General features: G+C 48.1%; 17 protein-coding genes. 9 read left to right on the forward strand and 8 right to left on the reverse strand.

From position 1 onward, the window contains the following. Positions 1 to 208 precede the first annotated feature (208 nt). The 4 genes from N836_RS66950 to N836_RS66965 all read right to left on the reverse strand — a co-directional run bounded on the left by N836_RS66950 (position 209) and on the right by N836_RS66965 (position 4,263). The gene (locus N836_RS66950) at positions 209 to 1,054 is read right to left on the reverse strand and encodes a response regulator transcription factor (RefSeq protein ID WP_023075958.1); all 846 of its coding nucleotides are present in this window, start codon (positions 1,052 to 1,054) and stop codon (positions 209 to 211) included. 379 nt (positions 1,055 to 1,433) lie between these two features. Then, positions 1,434 to 3,134: a GAF domain-containing sensor histidine kinase gene (locus N836_RS66955; RefSeq protein WP_152532273.1), complete on the reverse strand. Its 1,701-nt coding sequence runs from the start codon at positions 3,132 to 3,134 to the stop codon at positions 1,434 to 1,436. Positions 3,135 to 3,254: 120 nt separating this feature from the next. Next, positions 3,255 to 3,449, reverse strand: coding sequence for a hypothetical protein (locus tag N836_RS77240; RefSeq protein ID WP_152532274.1), 195 nt, complete (start codon positions 3,447 to 3,449; stop codon positions 3,255 to 3,257). A 337-nt stretch (positions 3,450 to 3,786) separates the two neighbouring features. Beyond that, positions 3,787 to 4,263 carry a host attachment protein gene (locus N836_RS66965; protein WP_023075961.1) on the reverse strand — a complete coding sequence of 159 codons (477 nt, stop codon included), beginning with the start codon at positions 4,261 to 4,263 and terminating at the stop codon, positions 3,787 to 3,789. 325 nt (positions 4,264 to 4,588) lie between these two features. Between N836_RS66965 and N836_RS66970 the strand changes: the two genes are divergently transcribed. The 7 genes from N836_RS66970 to N836_RS67000 all read left to right on the forward strand — a co-directional run bounded on the left by N836_RS66970 (position 4,589) and on the right by N836_RS67000 (position 11,037). Continuing rightward, the gene (locus tag N836_RS66970; protein WP_081716997.1) at positions 4,589 to 4,909 is read left to right on the forward strand and encodes an SH3 domain-containing protein; all 321 of its coding nucleotides are present in this window, start codon (positions 4,589 to 4,591) and stop codon (positions 4,907 to 4,909) included. Between the two features lie 103 nt (positions 4,910 to 5,012). After that, positions 5,013 to 5,405, forward strand: coding sequence for a hypothetical protein (locus tag N836_RS66975; protein ID WP_023075963.1), 393 nt, complete (start codon positions 5,013 to 5,015; stop codon positions 5,403 to 5,405). Between the two features lie 283 nt (positions 5,406 to 5,688). Continuing rightward, positions 5,689 to 6,372, forward strand: a complete 684-nt coding sequence (locus N836_RS66980; protein ID WP_023075964.1) for a hypothetical protein — start codon at positions 5,689 to 5,691, stop codon at positions 6,370 to 6,372. Between the two features lie 25 nt (positions 6,373 to 6,397). Next, positions 6,398 to 7,090 (forward strand): hypothetical protein, encoded by a 693-nt coding sequence (locus N836_RS66985; protein ID WP_023075965.1) that lies wholly within the window; start codon positions 6,398 to 6,400, stop codon positions 7,088 to 7,090. Between the two features lie 162 nt (positions 7,091 to 7,252). Next, positions 7,253 to 8,578 carry a PhoH family protein gene (locus tag N836_RS66990; protein ID WP_023075966.1) on the forward strand — a complete coding sequence of 442 codons (1,326 nt, stop codon included), beginning with the start codon at positions 7,253 to 7,255 and terminating at the stop codon, positions 8,576 to 8,578. An 80-nt stretch (positions 8,579 to 8,658) separates the two neighbouring features. Next, on the forward strand, positions 8,659 to 9,324 hold the full coding sequence (locus N836_RS66995) for a hypothetical protein (RefSeq protein ID WP_023075967.1): 666 nt from the start codon (positions 8,659 to 8,661) through the stop codon (positions 9,322 to 9,324). Positions 9,325 to 9,498: 174 nt separating this feature from the next. After that, on the forward strand, positions 9,499 to 11,037 hold the full coding sequence (locus N836_RS67000; protein ID WP_200867475.1) for an ArnT family glycosyltransferase: 1,539 nt from the start codon (positions 9,499 to 9,501) through the stop codon (positions 11,035 to 11,037). Here N836_RS67000 and N836_RS67005 read toward each other — a convergent pair. Continuing rightward, positions 11,000 to 11,665, reverse strand: a complete 666-nt coding sequence (locus tag N836_RS67005; protein WP_023075969.1) for a YdcF family protein — start codon at positions 11,663 to 11,665, stop codon at positions 11,000 to 11,002. The genes N836_RS67000 and N836_RS67005 overlap by 38 nt on opposite strands. Positions 11,666 to 12,100: 435 nt before the next feature. On the opposite strand from N836_RS67005, the gene N836_RS67010 reads away from it, so the two are divergent. Beyond that, positions 12,101 to 13,429: a S41 family peptidase gene (locus N836_RS67010; RefSeq protein ID WP_023075970.1), complete on the forward strand. Its 1,329-nt coding sequence runs from the start codon at positions 12,101 to 12,103 to the stop codon at positions 13,427 to 13,429. A gap of 17 nt (positions 13,430 to 13,446) precedes the next feature. Here the strand turns inward: N836_RS67010 and ribBA are convergent, their stop codons facing one another. The 3 genes from ribBA to psaM form a co-directional block, all read right to left on the reverse strand. Then, positions 13,447 to 15,183, reverse strand: coding sequence for a bifunctional 3,4-dihydroxy-2-butanone-4-phosphate synthase/GTP cyclohydrolase II (gene ribBA / locus N836_RS67015; protein WP_023075971.1), 1,737 nt, complete (start codon positions 15,181 to 15,183; stop codon positions 13,447 to 13,449). Positions 15,184 to 15,257: 74 nt separating this feature from the next. Beyond that, positions 15,258 to 15,608, reverse strand: coding sequence for a hypothetical protein (locus N836_RS67020; RefSeq protein WP_023075972.1), 351 nt, complete (start codon positions 15,606 to 15,608; stop codon positions 15,258 to 15,260). 361 nt (positions 15,609 to 15,969) lie between these two features. Further along, a complete protein-coding gene (gene psaM, locus N836_RS67025; protein ID WP_006514064.1) occupies positions 15,970 to 16,065 on the reverse strand; it encodes a photosystem I reaction center subunit XII in 96 nt (31 codons plus the stop codon). Positions 16,066 to 16,522: 457 nt separating this feature from the next. Here psaM and phoU point away from each other — a divergent pair, with 457 nt between their 5' ends. Then, on the forward strand, positions 16,523 to 17,248 hold the full coding sequence (gene phoU, locus N836_RS67030) for a phosphate signaling complex protein PhoU (RefSeq protein ID WP_023075973.1): 726 nt from the start codon (positions 16,523 to 16,525) through the stop codon (positions 17,246 to 17,248). Positions 17,249 to 17,431 lie beyond the last annotated feature (183 nt).

Raw genomic sequence — 17,431 nt, forward strand, 5'->3', positions numbered from 1 at the left:
AGTCAGTGTAATCCTGTATGAAACTCGGACTTCAGCTGACTGTTGTATTGACGTCAAAGTGGCATCTGCTGCAATAATTCAGTTTTTTGCCGTAGGCAGTATTGGATAAATTGCGCAAAGTTTGAGACCCATGAGATGGGCTGGGCGGCTGAACATTAAAGACACCAGCCGTGTACTAAGGAATGAGAATTCAATAAGATCCTGATCCCTAACTGATATTGAGAGGCGATAGATATTTGATCAGAACCTTTAAAACAGATTTTGCTTGGATAGGCTTACACAAGAAATCCGACGCACCCACAATTTTGGCTCGCATTCGATCAGTCATCCTGTTGTGATTCGTTACGATTACAATGGGAGTATCTTTAAAAACAGAAATACGTCGAATCTGGGCGCATAGCTCATAGCCATTGGCGACAGGTAATACTAATTCTAAAAATATCAGCTGGGGCTTAAAGTCCATGAGTTTTGAGAGAACCTGGAGGGGATCGGAAATGTTGGCATAGCTAAAACCTGCTCTCTCAACAATTTTGCCCAGGGTTTGGTTGTCCACTGTGCTGTTCTCCACATATACCACCGATGCCTGCTCTGATCGGCATTGAGAACCTGACAACCTGGCAATTGTTTCTTTAATTAATTTATTGGTCCTTAAATTTGATGAGGTTGACAGTGGCGTGCCAACAAAATTATGAGCTGCATGAGTGAGTAATGTTTCTATTCTTTGTAAAATATGTCTTGCCGACACCGGTTTACGCACATAAGCGTCAAATCCAGTCTGGATTAACAGTTGACTGGTAACAGCAGGCTTGGCCATAGCAATCACTGGGATCAACCATGTCGGACTAGACTCTTTGAGAACTTTAATCGCCTGCCAGCCATTTAACCCGGCTGCATCGATATCCATAACAATTAAGTCAGGAGCTGCCGTGACCGCCAATGTGAGGCCTTCATCACCACGTTTGGTGGTCACAACATCGTATTCGTAAAGCTTAAGGGCCTGTTCTAGGATCTGACGACTGGCTCTATCATTATCTATCAATAAAATTTTTGCCATATAAACTATTAAAGTTATCTATGCGTAAAAACTTATCTAGTCATGAAAACCAAAGCTCTTATGGGTGCCTCCTAAAACTACTTTTCAAATAGAATAAATGCCCCAAAATTGAGCCCCAGGGTTAAGCCCTGTACTCAGCGTTTGAGGATAACGATACTCTTTATAAACCTATCTTTTGTATACCTCTTTCTACTAGCTTATAACGATATATCAGACGCTATTTTAGCCAGCTACTCTAAAAAGATCAGTCAAAATACGGACTTTGGCTATAAATATAAACTTTCTTGAAAAAAATGATGCCACTTACGTACATGTGTGCATGACGTAGTACGTTACTAAGTGCAGTTGTCAGCGCCTGTTTGTTGTTACTTAAGATGACCTAACCAACAATTCTGTCTTGTGTTGTCGCAGCGGCTCTAAAGACGCTCGTTATCAGTGTCCCGGTTGTAGCGGTTGATTCAATCCTAAAACTGCCCTGGTGTGCCTCTACAATTCGCTTGACAATTGCTAACCCTAATCCAGTTCCTGTGGATTTTGTGGTAAAAAATGGTTTTGTGAGCTTTGGCAGTATCTCTGGTGGGATCGGCGTACCGCCATTGTGAACCCGAAGATATACCTGCTCCGAGGTTGTTTCGAGAGAACAGGTTACAGAGTCTCCTGGCTGAATGGCCTCACAGGCATTACTCACCAGGTTAATCAAAACTTGTTTTAATTTGTCAGCATCGCCTTGGATGGTGATTTGCTCGGCTGTGGTGTTGAAGATAATGGTTCGATCGCTGGCAACAGGCTGTGCCCTGAGGATATCTAACACCTCCATGGTTAATTGAGTCAGGTTAACCGCTGTGGTTTTCAAATTTTGAGGTTTAGCATAAAGTAAAATCTCATTGAGGAGAGATTCTAGCCGTTCAGCTTCAGAGGTGGCTAGATCCAGACGCAGAGCATTTCTCTCTGATAGTGCTGATTGGCGCAATGCTCCCAGGGCCATCTTGACAGTGGTAAGGGGATTACGGACCTCATGGACAATCATCGAGGCTAATTCCCCTACTTCAGCCAGGGCTGCCAGGGCTTGTTCAGCCCGTTTGCGATCGCTAATATCCCTGACAATCGCCACAACACAGACGCGGTTGGCAAACTCTAGGGTCGAGGCAGAAATTTCGGCAGGTACTACCTGACCAGATTTGGTCAGACAGGTCAGTTGGTCTGTCCAACCTTGTCCATTTTTTAAGACGGATTCAGCAAAGGCTAATAGCTGCGGCATCTCTTGGGGATGAACGCTAGAAATATGGACGCTTTCTAGCAGTTCCTCACGGCTGTACCCCAACAATTGAGTGGACTGGGGATTAGCTTCTAAAATGCGATCGCTACTTGGATCAATGACAAAAATAGCATCGTTCGAGGCATTAAAAATGCGCCGTAGCCGTTCTTCACTGTCCTGCAGTTGGGCATTCAGCCGAGTCAATTCAGCGGTGCGTTGGGCCACCCGCTCCTCCAGTTCAGCATTGACCGTCATCAGCTCAGCCTGGGCCGCTCGTAGCTCCCGAGTGCGTTTAATGACTTCGGCTTCCAGGGATTCGTTAAACTTCTGTTGTTGCTGCCATAGCTGGTGGTTATCGATGGCGGTAGCCGCTCGTTCGGCAAATAGTTCCGCCATGTTAATTAGCTCGGTGGAAAATATTTTTGGATGTTGGCTAAACGTACAGATGGTGCCAATGGTGGTGCCAGCAGCGGTGCGCAGGGGTACCCCTAAATAGGCGCGATAGCCCTCTGGACCCACGCCATGGCTGGGATCGTCAATAAAATTCTCCACTGTCAGCGGACAGCCTGTGGTAAAGACTTTGTCAGTGAGGGTACCGTGCAACTCATAAATTTCGTCTGGATTATCCCCCAGGTCAATGGTACTGGCTAAGATCCGTTCTGAATTCTCCCAGCACAAAGTCACCACGGCCCAATCTGTCCCCAAAATGCTCTGAACGCCCTGGGCTAAGCCATTTAGATAGTTGCTGAGGTTGCGATCGCGATAGCTTAAATTTGCCAGTACAGTAAGCGTTTGCTGAGCTAGAAAGTGCTCGGACTTAGCCATAGTCATTCAATAATTGTCTGATAGATCAAACGCTGTGACCAAAACATAACGGCTGGCCACAGCGTTTGACTGTCTATGATACGGGAAACATCAAATCGATAGTTTAAGCAGTTTCAGCTGCTAAGACACCGTTGCTGTTTCAGCTGTGTCTAAACTATCGAGCAAATCGCTGGCAGGTTTAGAGTTTTTATCAGTGACAGATTGGAGATCTTCAGGAATTTCAAATCGACAGCTGCCACAGCGTAAATAAGCACCAGATTTACTAGCATGGCGTAGTAGTCGAACACCGCAGCAGGGACACAATTCCATCAGCATAAAAAACCTCATCAACAACAGCTTTATATCACCAAGTTTCTGCTAGTAGTCTAGACTACTGACAAAAAAATGGCAGGCATGTATAAACTTTTGCCTAGCGGCATCCGTGACATTTCAATACTTTAGGCATGCCTGTGCCTAGTATAGAGATTTTGCACATATTGTCTTTAACATAACAAGTGCAACGACCCTCTTGCCATACCAGTGATCATAAAATCTGTCTGCCCTAAGCAAACCCCTATGGATACCCAGCTTTCAGGCAGATATATCCACAGGGGTTAGGAGGTGATTTGCTATATTGAAACGGTCTAAAAGATCACGTTATTTGCCGTTTTTGCTACTTGACTGAGCGTTTGGGACTAGGCAACATCTGTTTACTGATTAAATATTTGTGGAGTTCGTGGGCATTTAAGCGACAGAGATCTTTCGCCAGTTCACTAGTAGTCATCGCTGATGGCACGTGATTGGGGACAGATTCGCGGAGATTACCCAGAATATGAGGTTCTGCCACCAGGATAAGATGTTGACTTGCCGTATTTTGGACAACAGCACCAATGTGTTGGACTACTTTATTGGCAAAGCGGCGGGTAATCTCTGTATCCTGTGTTGTTTTTTCGTGACGATTACCGTGGTGTTTACGGCCAATTAAATTGTTGCTAGCGCCTTTAGTCGCGATGGGCTTGTCAGCGTTATTCAAGCCGCTGTGCTCAGTTAAATGCGGGCCAGATTGCCCCTGATCAGAGAATTCAGCAGCTGCAAGGGTAAAAAATCGAGCGTGGGCACCATCTACAACAGCAACGAGATAAGAGCGCATACACCAAATCCTAACTATTTGTATTGGGAATCACAGTTGATTCTAGCAGTGGATTTCTCCTGTCTTACTAACTCCTGGGGAAGTGTTAACAGGTTGATTGATTATCGTGATGTTTAGACATAATTCGTTTGGACACTACCTGTGGTGTTTTGATGAATTAGCTTTGCTGCTTAAACACTATCTGTAATTGTTGGTTGCACAAAAAAGTTGTCAATACTTTGGAAAAGTATATAGTTTTCCAGCTAACTTGTTGTGGGTTGAATTTTTCTGATTAAGATTAACTATAAAGAGCTGTTGTGAACACTTGTAAAAGCTTTAACAGCATATGGTTACTCATTTAACGACTCACCTCTCTCAACTCCCAATGCGTCGTCGGGGCAAACAATGGGGGGGATTTATTCTCACGTTAATGGCTGTCTTGATGCTGGCGAGCCCGGCTCAAGCCCAGCGGACAAGGGTGATTCAGGCACCGGCTCCCTACAACGCCTGTAATTTACGTAGCGCCGGGGGAATTCAGTATAGAGTGGTGGGGACGTTTCGGAATGGCGTTGCCGTCACTCTATTGGGTGAATCGGGACGCGGTTGGTATCGAGTGCAGGTGGGTGAGGAGATTGGCTGGATGGCACGACAGTGCTTAGGACTTTAGGAGTCTTCGGGTATTGAGCTATATGTCTTAGACACAGTTAGACCGGGCGATGGTGTTTATAATATATGCTCGCGGTGATTAGGCGTTTAGATCGACTTTAGTCATGAACTTTGATACGTTTACCGAGTTTATTCAAAAAAGCTTTCGGGTTTCCCTAGGAGCCGCTGCATCTGCAGTTGAGGCTCTTCAAGATCCCCAGGCATCTGCTAACAAGTTTTCTGACATTGGTACAGACTTTGATCGGTTGACTGATGAGCTGGAGGTCAAGGGAGCCCTGACAGAGAAAGAAGCACGCGAGTTTGTCGATACTATTAGTAGCAATTTTGATGAACAGTGGCCTAATCCCTTTGCGCCATCATCAGCGAGCAATGCGACGGTCAATACGGTAGCTAAACCGGTAGCTGATAGCGGCATTCAAGCTGAAATTAAAGCCCTCACTGAACAACTGTCGGCAATTCGTCAAGAAATTGAACAGCTTAAGGCACAGGGATCTTAGACGAAAACCTTGCTTACCAACTAGCCATGGCTGCCAGGGAATTGGCTGTGGGGTAGAGCCCCTGAGGGGGTAACCACCTGAGCTAGGTTTTGATTGCAAGAAGTCTGATGATTAATATCTGGCGAGCTGAATGTTGCCAGAACACGAGTTGCCAAAAGCTTTATAACCCTGAGGGCTAATGGTTAGCACCTCAGGGTTTTTGTTGGGTCCTTTGCGAAATTGCTAGCTGTCGATGTGTAGCCATTACAGGAGTATTCCTGAATGTTATTCCGGTAGGCATCACATGAAGCACTTTGCGGTTTTGATTCATTTGTTGCGCGATCGCAACCAGTTTCTTGAAGACATTCGCCATGATGTCAAACTGGAGCGCAAAATCTTTTCATTACTAGTAGTCAGCTGTATCTTCTTTGGCATTTATGGTGCCATTATCGGTTCATCCAGCAGCTTGCTTCAGATGATCGCATCGGCCATTAAGCTGCCTGCTCTCTATTTACTGACCCTCGGCATTTGTCTGCCAACCCTGTACTTTTTCGATATTCTCTTTGGTTCGAAGCTAAATTTTCGCCAATACAGCGCCATGCTAATGACCACGGTAGCGGTTATCAGTGTGCTGCTGTTTAGCTTTGCGCCAGTGGTGCTATTTTTCTTAATCTCAATCCAAGGCTATAACTTCTTTTTACTGCTCAATGTGGCGGTCATGGGCCTGACCGGGGTGATTGGTGTGCGGATGTTTTATCAGGGCATGCGCCAAGTGGTTGGACCAGATGCAGCTGGCAGTCGGCTGCGCAACCGTTTATTGCTAGGTTGGCTGGGGCTATATGCGCTGGTGGGGTCTCAACTCGGATGGACTCTGCGCCCCTTTTTCGGAGCGCCCAATGAGCCGTTTCAGGTATTTCGCCCAGAAATTGAAGGGAATTTCTATGCCCAGATTGTAACCAGTCTAGGGTCGCTGTTGGGATTGCAGTAGGCATGGCAGAGGTGAGTAGTAACTAGTGAGTAGTGCCAATCTTGATAGTCTGCGGATTACAAACCGTGATTTGGACGAGCTAACAGGTCTGGATATTAGCGATTTATCAATGGGGTGGGCCACTCGGCTGTCCGTGTTTCAGCGTCCTCGGCTGCGCTGGGCCTGGTTGATAAATCAAGGACTGATACTGACGGTGGCGCTGGTGCTATGGTTGCCAGCTAGCTTGGTGATCAGTCGCAATCTGGCCCAGCAAACGGTTGGGGCATTTGTTGGCGTAGGAGGTGCGATCGCAACCACCCTCGCCTATGGCAGCTACGGCATTTATAAAGGGCAACAGCTCAAAATCCTCAGCCATTTACTCGATGAAGTGGATCGCTTTAACGAGATGATCAAGGCAGTTGAAATTTTAGAAGAGTTACGTCAGGCCGATCACACCTCCAAACGGCTGTCATTGGAGAATCCAGACGCGGTTAAAGAAGCTCTGCACCTGACCCGCGAGAGCTTGGTTTGTGGTCTGATGAGCGATAAAATCATGCGCAAACACCAGCGATTTATTGCCCGCCGTCACGAATTATTTGCCAGCATAGAAACAAATTTATCGAGCCTGCAGGCTCTTCAGGCTACAGAAATGGCCGGGGATTATGGGCAATTACTCAATGAAGCCCTCCAGGTGGGAACCAGCGTTCATCAAGAACTAAGCAACAAGCAGAGTGACTAGTCGGGTATGCTGATTTAGTCAATCCATTGCAAACTGATATAGTCTGCTCAGCAAGTAGATGAAGTTTAGTGGATAATATTCACACATTTCTGTTGTAACTTTAGCGTATGGAAGCACCTGCCCATTATGGGTTTAAAGGGCTTCAAAGGTCATCCTTAACCTATGAGAAAAACATTCGTCCTCGATACCAATGTGCTTTTGCACGACCCTAAAGCTATTTATCGCTTCGAGGAGAATGACGTCATTTTACCGATTGCCATTATTGAAGAACTGGATCGGTTCAAAAAGTCACTGGACGAAACCGGACGCAATGCCCGTCAAGTATCGCGCGCCTTGGATCAATTACGAGGTCAAGGCAGCCTCACCGCAGGAATTTCTCTAGAAGGGGGAGGCAAGCTGATCGTCTCCCTCTGCCATCAAGAAACCCTGGCTTCACTCCCTTTAGAGCTAGAAGGAGATAAAGCTGACAACGAAATTTTAGCCGTTGCCCTAGAGCATAAACAGACCTGTCAGTGTCCAGTGGTGTTAATCAGTAAAGACGCCAATCTGCGGATCAAAGCCGATACCCTGGGTTTAGCAGCTGAAGATTATGAAACCGATAAAATTGACATTGATGATTTGTATTCAGGGACAGGGGAGCTGCTGGTGGATGCAGAACAGCTAACTCAGCTGTTTCGTGGTGGCAACTTGAATTTAGAAGGTAAGTTTTATCCCAATCAATCCCTGACGCTGATCGATGTAAACAACCCGGCCCATACAGCCCTGGCTACGGTGGAGGGAGAATCTGGCCGCATTATCCCGCTACCCAAAGTGCCCTATGCAGGTATTTCACAGGTACACCCTCGAAATCGAGAACAAAAATTTGCATTAAATCTATTGTTAAATGACAACATTCCGTTGGTGACACTGGTGGGTAAAGCGGGTACCGGTAAAACCCTGCTGGCGATTGCTGCCGGGGTGCAAAAGGTTTCAGAAGAGAGACTTTATAGCCGTTTGCTAATATCCCGTCCGGTGGTGCCCATGGGGCGAGATATCGGGTATTTGCCAGGGGATGTCAATGAGAAACTGACCCCCTGGATGCAACCTTTGTATGACAATTTTGACCTGATTTTTGGCACTCAAGACCCAACTGGCAAACCTGCCCACTGGCGGCGAGGGCATGAGGAGCTGATGGAAATGGGGCTACTACAAATCGAGGCATTGACCTATATTCGTGGTCGCACACTTCCCCAACAGTTTTTGATTGTTGATGAGGCTCAAAACCTCACCCCCCATGAAGTTAAAACGATTTTAACTCGCGCTGGCGAAGGGACCAAAATTGTGTTGACAGGGGACACCGCTCAAATTGATAACCCCTATGTGGATGCGGCTAGTAATGGGTTGACCTATGTGGTGGAGCGATTTAAACATGAACCGCTGGCAGGTCATATTCTGTTGACTCGCGGTGAGCGCTCAGCACTGGCTGAGAGAGCCACTGAGTTGCTCTAGCCACCTCAGAGTTCTTTGTCAGTGGTGGATAGCCAATGGGAAAGCTAGAATAGATACGTTTGACCAGCTTTCGATTGATCATGGCTATTCAGCAAGGCGACTACGAAAATCTGCTTGCCAGGTGCAGCGACTATCGAGGGGCATTGACCTTGCTGAAGCAGCATCGTCCCTATCTGGAAATGTTGCCCAGTATGCGACGGCCTCAGGAAAGTATTGTTACGATACCGCTACCTAATATCAGTGTTCGTCGCCTTGTCGAGCGTTCAACCGGGCCCATTAGCAAGCGGCGAGAGGTGGTATCTCTGCCCTGCGACCTGGTCATACTGATGTGTGACCCTGAGTGGAAGGTCAAAACAGGTGTGGATGTGGTCCTGTTTATTCACCGACCCGATGAAGACTTTTCGGAATTGTTGTCTCGCTGGCGACAAACCCAGATATTACTGTCAGAAAACTATGAGTGGTTAATGCCCATGCCCCATGAGCATCTGCTCAACGAGGGATCTGAGCGCCCCTATCCATTGTTTGTTACGTTTCCTCAAACTCCTGAACGAATTCTCCGTGGCCTGAATGGAGCAGAGTTGCCAGTGATTTTGTACACTCCCACGCTGTGGAGCGATCCGGAGCACCGGATGGAGTTGGTGGAAGCGCCTCAGTTTGAATCAGAAGAGTTGATCGATGATGGCGATGAAGCGCTAAGAGAGTGGGGCATTGATATTGAAGCGGCCGATGAGAGTGGAGAACTGTAGAGGTTAGGGGACTGCACAAAAATCAAGTCCCAGTTTGAGGCTGCAGATGGGTGGATGAGTGATGGGGTAATGGGGTGCTTTTTAAGCGCAAGCGCATTAGCGTCTGGTCCTTGTAGATATCCCAGGTCGCAGGTGCCCTAATATATGGGGGGCCCCCCATTCAGAGTTTGACGGTTGAGTTTTGAATTTAGAGGTTCGCTGCAGTCTCACGTGCGATCGCCCTGGCTATGGCTCATATTGCTAGCCCATATTGTGTATTGGCTGACGGCATTTCCCAACCCTGATGAGGCCTACTATTGGCTATGGGGACAGCGGCTGGACTGGTCTTACTACGATCATCCACCGTTTCACGCCTGGGTGCAGGGATTATTTTCCTATTTAGGCCATTCGCACTTTATCTTGCGGTTGCCCACGGTGCTGAGCAATGGGCTGTTTTTCTGGACCTACTATCACATTGCCCGCTATCTCTATGGTCAACAGGCTGGTCGTGCCTGGTGGGTGATTTTCCTATGCTGTTGGAGTAGTCCGCTCTATTTTTTGTTTTTGACTCTGGCCTGGCACGATCACTGGCTGATCGCCTTTTCGCTGCTGTCGGCCTACTGGTTTATCCGGTTTTTAGATGGGGTTTGGCACCATGGCCAGGGCCGTAGTGAATTTCTCTATGGCGGTGCACTCATGCTGGGGCTGGCGATACTGTGCAAGTACACGGCTGTGTTTGTTGGGATTACGGTGCTGGGGGTGATTGTTAGCCAGGCAAAATTACGACGGCTGCTGGGCGATAAACGGCTATATGGAGCAATTGCGATCGCACTCCTATGCACCCTACCGATTCTGATCTGGAACCTACAAAACGGCTGGCTATCGTTTCAGTATTATCTCACCCGCAGTGTTGACAGTGGTGATGGCCCCATATTGCGGCCTGATGCTGTGGTGTTTTTCTGGCTCACCGCCGGATTAATTTTGTCGCCTCCCCTGGTGTGGGTCATGGGTCGCTCGGTCCTGCTTAAAGGGACCCTAAACTCTCCTACTTTCCGTCCAGTAGCGTTGGGGTTATTTATCACATCAACCGGCCTCTTGTCGCTTGTGGGCCTATTTTCCACTGCCCTCTACTACTGGAATATTCTGGCTTATTTACTAATACTGCCGCTGGTGCCCCGGTTTTTTCTGCAGCCAGGCTCAGACACCCTGGGCCACCGCGGCTGGTGGCAAGGCATACAAATTTTAGGCACCGTTGTTGCCTGGTTGTTGGTGATCAACTATTGTCTGCTACCGATATCCGCCCTATGGGGGACCGCTGGCGACCCCGATGGGCGCATGTCCTTTGGCTGGCACCAGGTGGCCGAGGTGGTCACAGCCCATATCCCCCAGTCTGAGTTATTGTTAACCACTGATTACCGTTCGGCCTCGGCCCTGGCCTATGCACTCAACACCACCACAGTTTTAGCTATATCCGAGCGCATTGATCAGTTTGATGTTTGGGCCAGAGCGCGTCCTCTGATTGGTCAATCTGCCCTGGTCCTAGCCGATGACTGGCATCCCTTTACGGACGAGGGACCGCTGCAGTTAGAGCCCGGCTGGACCCAGGTCGCTACCATTCCAGTGCAGCGGTTTGGGGTGAAAATAAAGGACTATTACCTGTATGCAGGCAAAGTGCAGCAGGCCGAACCCAACCCATCTAACTACCTTCAATCCCCGCTTGATGCTCACACTTAAACCCCTTTTGCCGCCATTGTTCCAAGTCAACAGAGGCGAGGGGCACGACCTGAGCACAGGTGGGTTTATAGACCCGAGCCACCCAGGCCCATAAGAAACTGCGACCTACATCAAGGGTTGTTTTTAAGGCTGATTCTTGGTTACCTGGAATGCCAATCTCATCGACGATTAGGGGGGTTACCCAAATCCCCTGGGCTCCAAATAAAATCCGCGCCAGGGTTACGGCCCGCCGGGTATGACTGCCAGAGGTGACCAGGGTGACATGATGCACATCCCAGCGTTCTAGGATGGGGACAGAGTAGACAAAATTACCAAATGTGGACTCGGCACAATTCTCTAGCCACACCTGCTCTAAGGTTGCATTGGCTCGCTCAAACAGTAACCGAATACAGGGATCAACAGACCCAGCGGAGACTAAAATTGGTTGGGGAGTCGAAAAGCTACTCGCCAACTCAGCCATATACATTTCTCGACGAATGCTGCCGCCAAGCACCAGATAGGCATCGGTAGCTTGTTGGCTAGACCGCCAGAGATTAACCAATGTGATTGATGTAGCCAGGGCTACTGACAGTAGCAGCCCGAGGCTGACATACCTCAACCATCGTGACCATGACTTAGCCTGGGACATTTTGCCTCGGTGGCGTGCTTCCGTAAATATACTCCTGTAATTGTCCGGCTAAAGGAATAATCTGTGTATGTATATAAATAGACGCTGGAGTCTCTGAAGTCGTAGGATTTACATACTCGATTAATTTCTTCAAACCCGCTAAAAAAGGCTGATGGATGTTTTCAGATGCACCTGTATCTAAAATAAGGTTTGCATAAAGATCTTGGGGTTTTACGCAATTACTCTGTCTCATGCGCTAGATTTAAGTCCAGTGTTTATGCTGAAGGATTAAGCATACGGGGTTTAGTTCTAAACGGGCTGCTGCAGACGGGTAGTCGTTTCACCTCGAGGCCTGGTATTTTTCGGCGTTCAATTTTTTTGGGTTAAATCTACTCTACTTTCTAGACTCCTAAATTGCTTTTCAACGTACCGTCAACCTCTGCTGCAACCGTTTTAATGAAAACTACTCTAGGGTTACTTCGGTCAACTGGCGCGATCGCAACGGTTATTCTAGCTCCCACACTTTTAAGTTCACGTCCAGCCGAGGCAGCCTTTACAGACGGACCCAAGGCAATTCTTGACGAAGCCTGGCAGATTGTTTATCGCGAATATGTCGATGACTCTTTCAATCGCACTGACTGGGTTGAAGTTCGTCAAGAGTTACTAGGCCAGAACTATACGTCACGTCAGGCGGCCTACACTGAATTACGCCGTGCCCTGCGTCAGCTGGATGATCCCTATACCCGCTTTTTGAGTCCAGACCAATATGCCGAGCTGACGGATCAAACCTCTGGGGAGATTTCTGGTATCGGTCTGCGGCTGCGGCGCGATCGCGATGCCGGGACGGTAGTCGTCAGCGAGGTCATTGAGGGGTCGCCTGCGGACACGGCTGGCATTCTGGTGGGTGATCATATTCTGATTGTCAACGGACGCTCTACGGAATTTCTGAGTGCCGAGGGCACAGCCCAGCTACTACATGGAGAAACAGACACCCAGGTCACTCTAACCATTGAACGGGAAGGCCAGTCTGAGACCGTAATTGTCTCCCGCACTCGTCTGGAGATTCAGATTGTCAGTGCCAAGCTGGAAGTCCTCGATGACATCAACATTGGCTATATTCGCCTGGATGAATTTAATGCCCATGCGGCTGAGCAAATGCAAGCGGCCATTGCTGAGCTCAGTGAACAGGGAGCTGAAGCCTTTGTTTTGGACCTGCGCAACAATCCTGGAGGGTTGTTACAGGCCAGCATTGATATCTCTCGCATGTGGCTGCGGCGAGGTCCCATCGTTCGCACGGTTAACCGCAGCGGTGATAGTGAACAAATCTCTGCCAATCGTACTCATTTAACCGAGCTGCCCATGGCTATTTTGGTCAATGGTGAATCGGCCAGCTCCAGTGAAATTGTGACCGGGGCACTCGGGGATAACGATCGCGCCGTGGTTGTCGGTAGTCCCACCTTTGGCAAGGCCCTGGTTCAGTCTCTCCATGGGCTTTCCGATGGCTCTGGCATTGCGGTTACCGTTGCCCACTACTACACGCCCAACGGTACTGACATCAGTAGCAAAGGCATTACCCCCGATATTCAGGTAAGCCTATCGTCCGATCAGCGCCGGACGCTATCGACCAACCCTGAACTCATGGGCACCACTAACGATCCCCAGTTTATTGAAGCGGTATCAGCCTTAGAAACTGAAGTTACGGCGGCCAGACGACGTCAGGGGTTATCTACGGTCAGTTCACCCATCGCGCCTACCCCCCAGTTGGTCAGAACATTGGAGCGGTAAAGAAATTCCCTGCCCCCTTAGTCATTGACGCTGTGGCGCGAAAAGCTATAGATGCGCTGGGTGCTTAGCTGCTCACCAATGATCGAGGGGGATTGCCAGCTAAAGATCTGGCGATCAAGACCCACCTGTAAAGTGGTAAACGGGTCGCTACCATTGGCAATCAGCAGGTCTAACTCTTCTAAGTCGGACCATTGGATCAGTTGCTCTAGCAGGTTCGCGATCGCACGTCGGTAGGAATTATCAGGCTGGCAGAACCAATCGCTGGCCACCGGTTCTGCCAGTCCCAGATTGACAATCAAGGCCTGGGGGCTAAACAACGAAACTGCAATCGAGCGGGCCTCTTCTTGAAGTAGCAAACCGGCATCATGGGCCAGCTGACGCAGCTGATTTACCTTTTCATAGCGTTGGGCTGACGGCAGTGGTTCAGCCCAAAGCAGAGCGAGTGTGCCAAGATACGATCGCAACAACAAATGCCCCAGCTTTTGCGCCTTAGTAGATAGGTAGTCTGAGTTATAGGTATTTGTCTCAATTAATAGGGGCATCCGATCCACCATCTCTAGACCATATCCCTTGAGACCCGCAATCTTACGAGGATTATTCGTAATCAGCTTGAACTGGTGCACACCCAGGTCATTCAGAATCTGGGCCCCAATCCCATAGTTGCGCTGGTCTGCTGGCAGTCCTAGCTTTTCATTGGCCTCTACGGTGTCAAAGCCCATATCCTGTAGCGAATAAGCCTTCAGCTTATTGACTAAGCCAATGCCGCGCCCCTCTTGACGCAAATAGACTATGATCCCCGCACCGGCATTGTCGATCATCTTTAATGCCGTTTGCAGCTGCAGCCGACAGTCACACCGCAGTGAACCTAAAGCATCACCAGTCAAACATTCTGAATGCACACGCACCATTACAGGCTGAGTCCCAAACGTATCTGGATCACCTTTGACAATGGCTACATGCTCAGAATTATCAAGCAGATTACGATAGGCATAGATTTGAAATTTACCAAACTGCGTTGGCAAATTAGCTACCGCTTCTCGTTTGACCAGCCGTTCGTGACGCAGCCGATAGCTAATCAAATCAGCAATGCTAATCAGCTTTAGACCATGGACTTGAGCATAATCAATCAGCTCTGGCAAACGTGCCATCGAGCCATCAGCATTCTGAATCTCACAGATCACACTGGCTGGGTAAAGCCGGGCTAGTTTAGACAGATCAACGCCAGCTTCCGTATGCCCTGCCCGCTTGAGGACGCCTCCCTCCTTAGCTCGCAGGGGAAAAATATGCCCAGGTCGGCGCAAGTCTTGCGGCTTAGCTTCGCGATTAATTGCAACTTGGATGGTGCGAGCTCGATCCTCTGCTGAAATGCCCGTAGTTACACCCCAGTCGAGGCTAGCATCAATGCTAACTGTGAACGCTGTTTGTTCATTCTCATCCTCAAAGCCACTACCGCTGACCATCAACGGCAAATCGAGCTCATCTAAACGGTCCCCTGTCATGGCCAAACAAATCAACCCTCGGGCCTCAACCGCCATAAAATTAATCATGTCGGGAGTCGCAAACTGGGCGGCACAAACCACATCCCCTTCGTTTTCGCGGTTTTCGTCGTCTACAACAACAATCGCTTTGCCAGCGGCCAGATCTGCCAGTGCTGCATCGACGCTGTCAAATTTAAACTGTGCCAGTTTTTGTTCTACTGATTGACTGGCCTCCGCATTTGAGGATAGAGATGATGGATTAACGTTGGCAACCACGGCTCCTGCCTATTGACTGTCTATTGACTGCCAATAGATTGTAATGTTTTATTCCCCAGATTGCGGAGATCCCCCTAGGGAGATGACGGCTGAGAGTTATGTAAGGGATCAATCAGCACAATAGGATGCCGATCGGGATCTTCCTGACCGCTTTGTTCTCGCATGATCCGTCCAGATTGCTCCGGATCAAAGTTGTGACTAAAGTCCTGCCACACGCCTTCATGTTCTTTCTCTAGGGCGAGAATAGAGCGATTGAGCTGATCTAGCTCTGCTTTTTGCTGTTGATAGTAGGGAAATAGCCTGGTAATGGTGGATGTGGCTACCACTGCCAGCAAAATATTAACGGTGAGCTTGACCGTAGACTCCAAAACTAGGGCTTGACGGGCTCTGCCTCGAATTGCCCTGGGCGTTGATCGTCGAGTCATTAACACACATCCCCAACACGTCGTTAAGCTGGTGCTCAGCTTGCCATATTATGGGCCTCATTGATGTATTTGCACCACATTTTTGCGGGTCTACAAGGAAATTACATCGCCCTGGGGGCCTAAATCGGTATAGCTTCAAGTTCCATCAGCAGCTCTCAGATTTTTTGCCGGGTTTCCCGGAGCGGATTTAACTAAGCAAAAAAACGGCCTGGGGCAATGTCCCAGGCCGTCACAAATATTGCTCAAAATTGCTCAAAATGATTCGCTACATTCAGACCGCTAGACTAGCATCTTCAGGCAAATGATTGACCAAATCTGTTAAAAAAACGGCCTAGTTTACAGACGTTACTGTTTACAGATTCTACTTATAGAGTTCGGTGCCAAGACGAAGGGCCAAAACGCCAGGAATTAAAGCAATCAGAAGGGCAATGATAATTTGAGTGTCAGATAAAGCCATGGAGTGTTAAGTTCCTTACTAAATATTGACGACGATACTCTTAGAGAATTGTTGACTAAAACCGTCACAATCAGACGCTTTGAAGTTAATCTGTTACAGACTTTAACAACAGGTCCCAGATCCAGTTAATTACAGTCCTTTGTGCCTGCTGAATTGGGGCTCAAAGGACGGAGTGCTTGCCTGAGAAGGCTGTTTACATTGTGGAGCTTTGTAACGACTTGAAACGATGTCAGTCATGGTTGACTGAGGCTAACTCACTTCAATGGTGTTAAAAGCCACTCCAAAAATAGATTATTGATGCTCAAATTGTCTGAAGGAAATGATGCGCCTGAATTAGAATGTAACTTTAACAACACCCACGTTAATAGTGGATGCGCTATCACTAGCTAAACGTTTTGTGCAATAAAATCAGCAATTTAAAAGCTGCCCTGATGGCAGGTAATATTCCCTTAATCTAATGAATACAGCGTCTTCCGGTATTGAGAGTCATAGCTCCACTGTATCGCCAAACATCAATCAAAACCAATCCCTTGATGTCTCTTCAACATTTCGTTCGGCTTTGGATCTAAAGCTGACTCGATTACAACGGGATGTGCTACGTATGGGGGCTCTGGTTGAAAGTTCATGTTTGTTAGCCAGAGAAGCGCTGTGCGATCGCAACATTGAAGCTGCTAGAAACTTAAAAAAGCACGATAAACAAGTTGATCAGCTATATCGGCAAATCGAAGTAGATTGCATTAATTTAATTACCCTGGAAGCCCCGGTCACCCAGGATCTGCGCTTAGTCGGCGCTTTAATGCAGATGATTCGTGACTTAGAGCGGATTGGCGACTATGCCAAAGATATTGGTGAAGTATCGCTAAAACTGTTTCCATATCCACCCCATGAGGTGATGGATCAGATTCAGGTGATGCTTGATCGCTGTCGGTCCATGGTGGCATTGAGTCTTCTTTCTCTTTCTGAATTGGATGTGGACGCTGGTCGAGAAATCAAAGAAAAAGACGATGTTGTTGATGACGACTACGAGCGTCTATTTGAACTTTTAGTCCAGACCCCGGTTTCTGGTAGTATTGAACCCACAGTCCTGCTAGTGCTTGTCATTCGCTACCTGGAACGTATCGCTGACCACGCCACAAACATTGGCAGGCGAGTTGTATTTGTGGTGACTGGGGAACGGCACTGAACTAAGGAATGAGAATCAATTAAGTTCTAGCTTTTGCCCTACAGGCGTTCCATGGAACGCCTCTGCAGACAACATTTGTGGCTCTTAATAAAATCCTGATCTCTAAGTTATTTGAAACATATTTGACATAGCGGCCACTTTGAGGAAAACTTGTACCGTTCATATGCTAACTTTCTTGAACGT

Origin of the sequence: Leptolyngbya sp. Heron Island J (assembly GCF_000482245.1) — a bacterium.
GTDB lineage: Bacteria > Cyanobacteriota > Cyanobacteriia > Phormidesmidales > Phormidesmidaceae > Leptothoe.

Bases quoted from the DNA above. Each gene is read 5' to 3' on its own strand.
- N836_RS66990 (WP_023075966.1), top strand. From the start codon at position 7,253: ATGAGAAAAACATTCGTCCTCGATACCAATGTGCTTTTGCACGACCCT.
- N836_RS67010 (WP_023075970.1), top strand. From the start codon at position 12,101: ATGAAAACTACTCTAGGGTTACTTCGGTCAACTGGCGCGATCGCAACG.
- N836_RS67005 (WP_023075969.1), bottom strand. From the start codon at position 11,665: ATGTCCCAGGCTAAGTCATGGTCACGATGGTTGAGGTATGTCAGCCTC.
- psaM (WP_006514064.1), bottom strand. From the start codon at position 16,065: ATGGCTTTATCTGACACTCAAATTATCATTGCCCTTCTGATTGCTTTA.
- N836_RS66955 (WP_152532273.1), bottom strand. From the start codon at position 3,134: ATGGCTAAGTCCGAGCACTTTCTAGCTCAGCAAACGCTTACTGTACTG.
- N836_RS66995 (WP_023075967.1), top strand. From the start codon at position 8,659: ATGGCTATTCAGCAAGGCGACTACGAAAATCTGCTTGCCAGGTGCAGC.
- N836_RS66970 (WP_081716997.1), top strand. From the start codon at position 4,589: ATGGTTACTCATTTAACGACTCACCTCTCTCAACTCCCAATGCGTCGT.
- N836_RS66965 (WP_023075961.1), bottom strand. From the start codon at position 4,263: ATGCGCTCTTATCTCGTTGCTGTTGTAGATGGTGCCCACGCTCGATTT.
- phoU (WP_023075973.1), top strand. From the start codon at position 16,523: ATGAATACAGCGTCTTCCGGTATTGAGAGTCATAGCTCCACTGTATCG.
- N836_RS67020 (WP_023075972.1), bottom strand. From the start codon at position 15,608: ATGACTCGACGATCAACGCCCAGGGCAATTCGAGGCAGAGCCCGTCAA.
- N836_RS66975 (WP_023075963.1), top strand. From the start codon at position 5,013: ATGAACTTTGATACGTTTACCGAGTTTATTCAAAAAAGCTTTCGGGTT.
- N836_RS66980 (WP_023075964.1), top strand. From the start codon at position 5,689: ATGAAGCACTTTGCGGTTTTGATTCATTTGTTGCGCGATCGCAACCAG.
- N836_RS66950 (WP_023075958.1), bottom strand. From the start codon at position 1,054: ATGGCAAAAATTTTATTGATAGATAATGATAGAGCCAGTCGTCAGATC.
- N836_RS77240 (WP_152532274.1), bottom strand. From the start codon at position 3,449: ATGCTGATGGAATTGTGTCCCTGCTGCGGTGTTCGACTACTACGCCAT.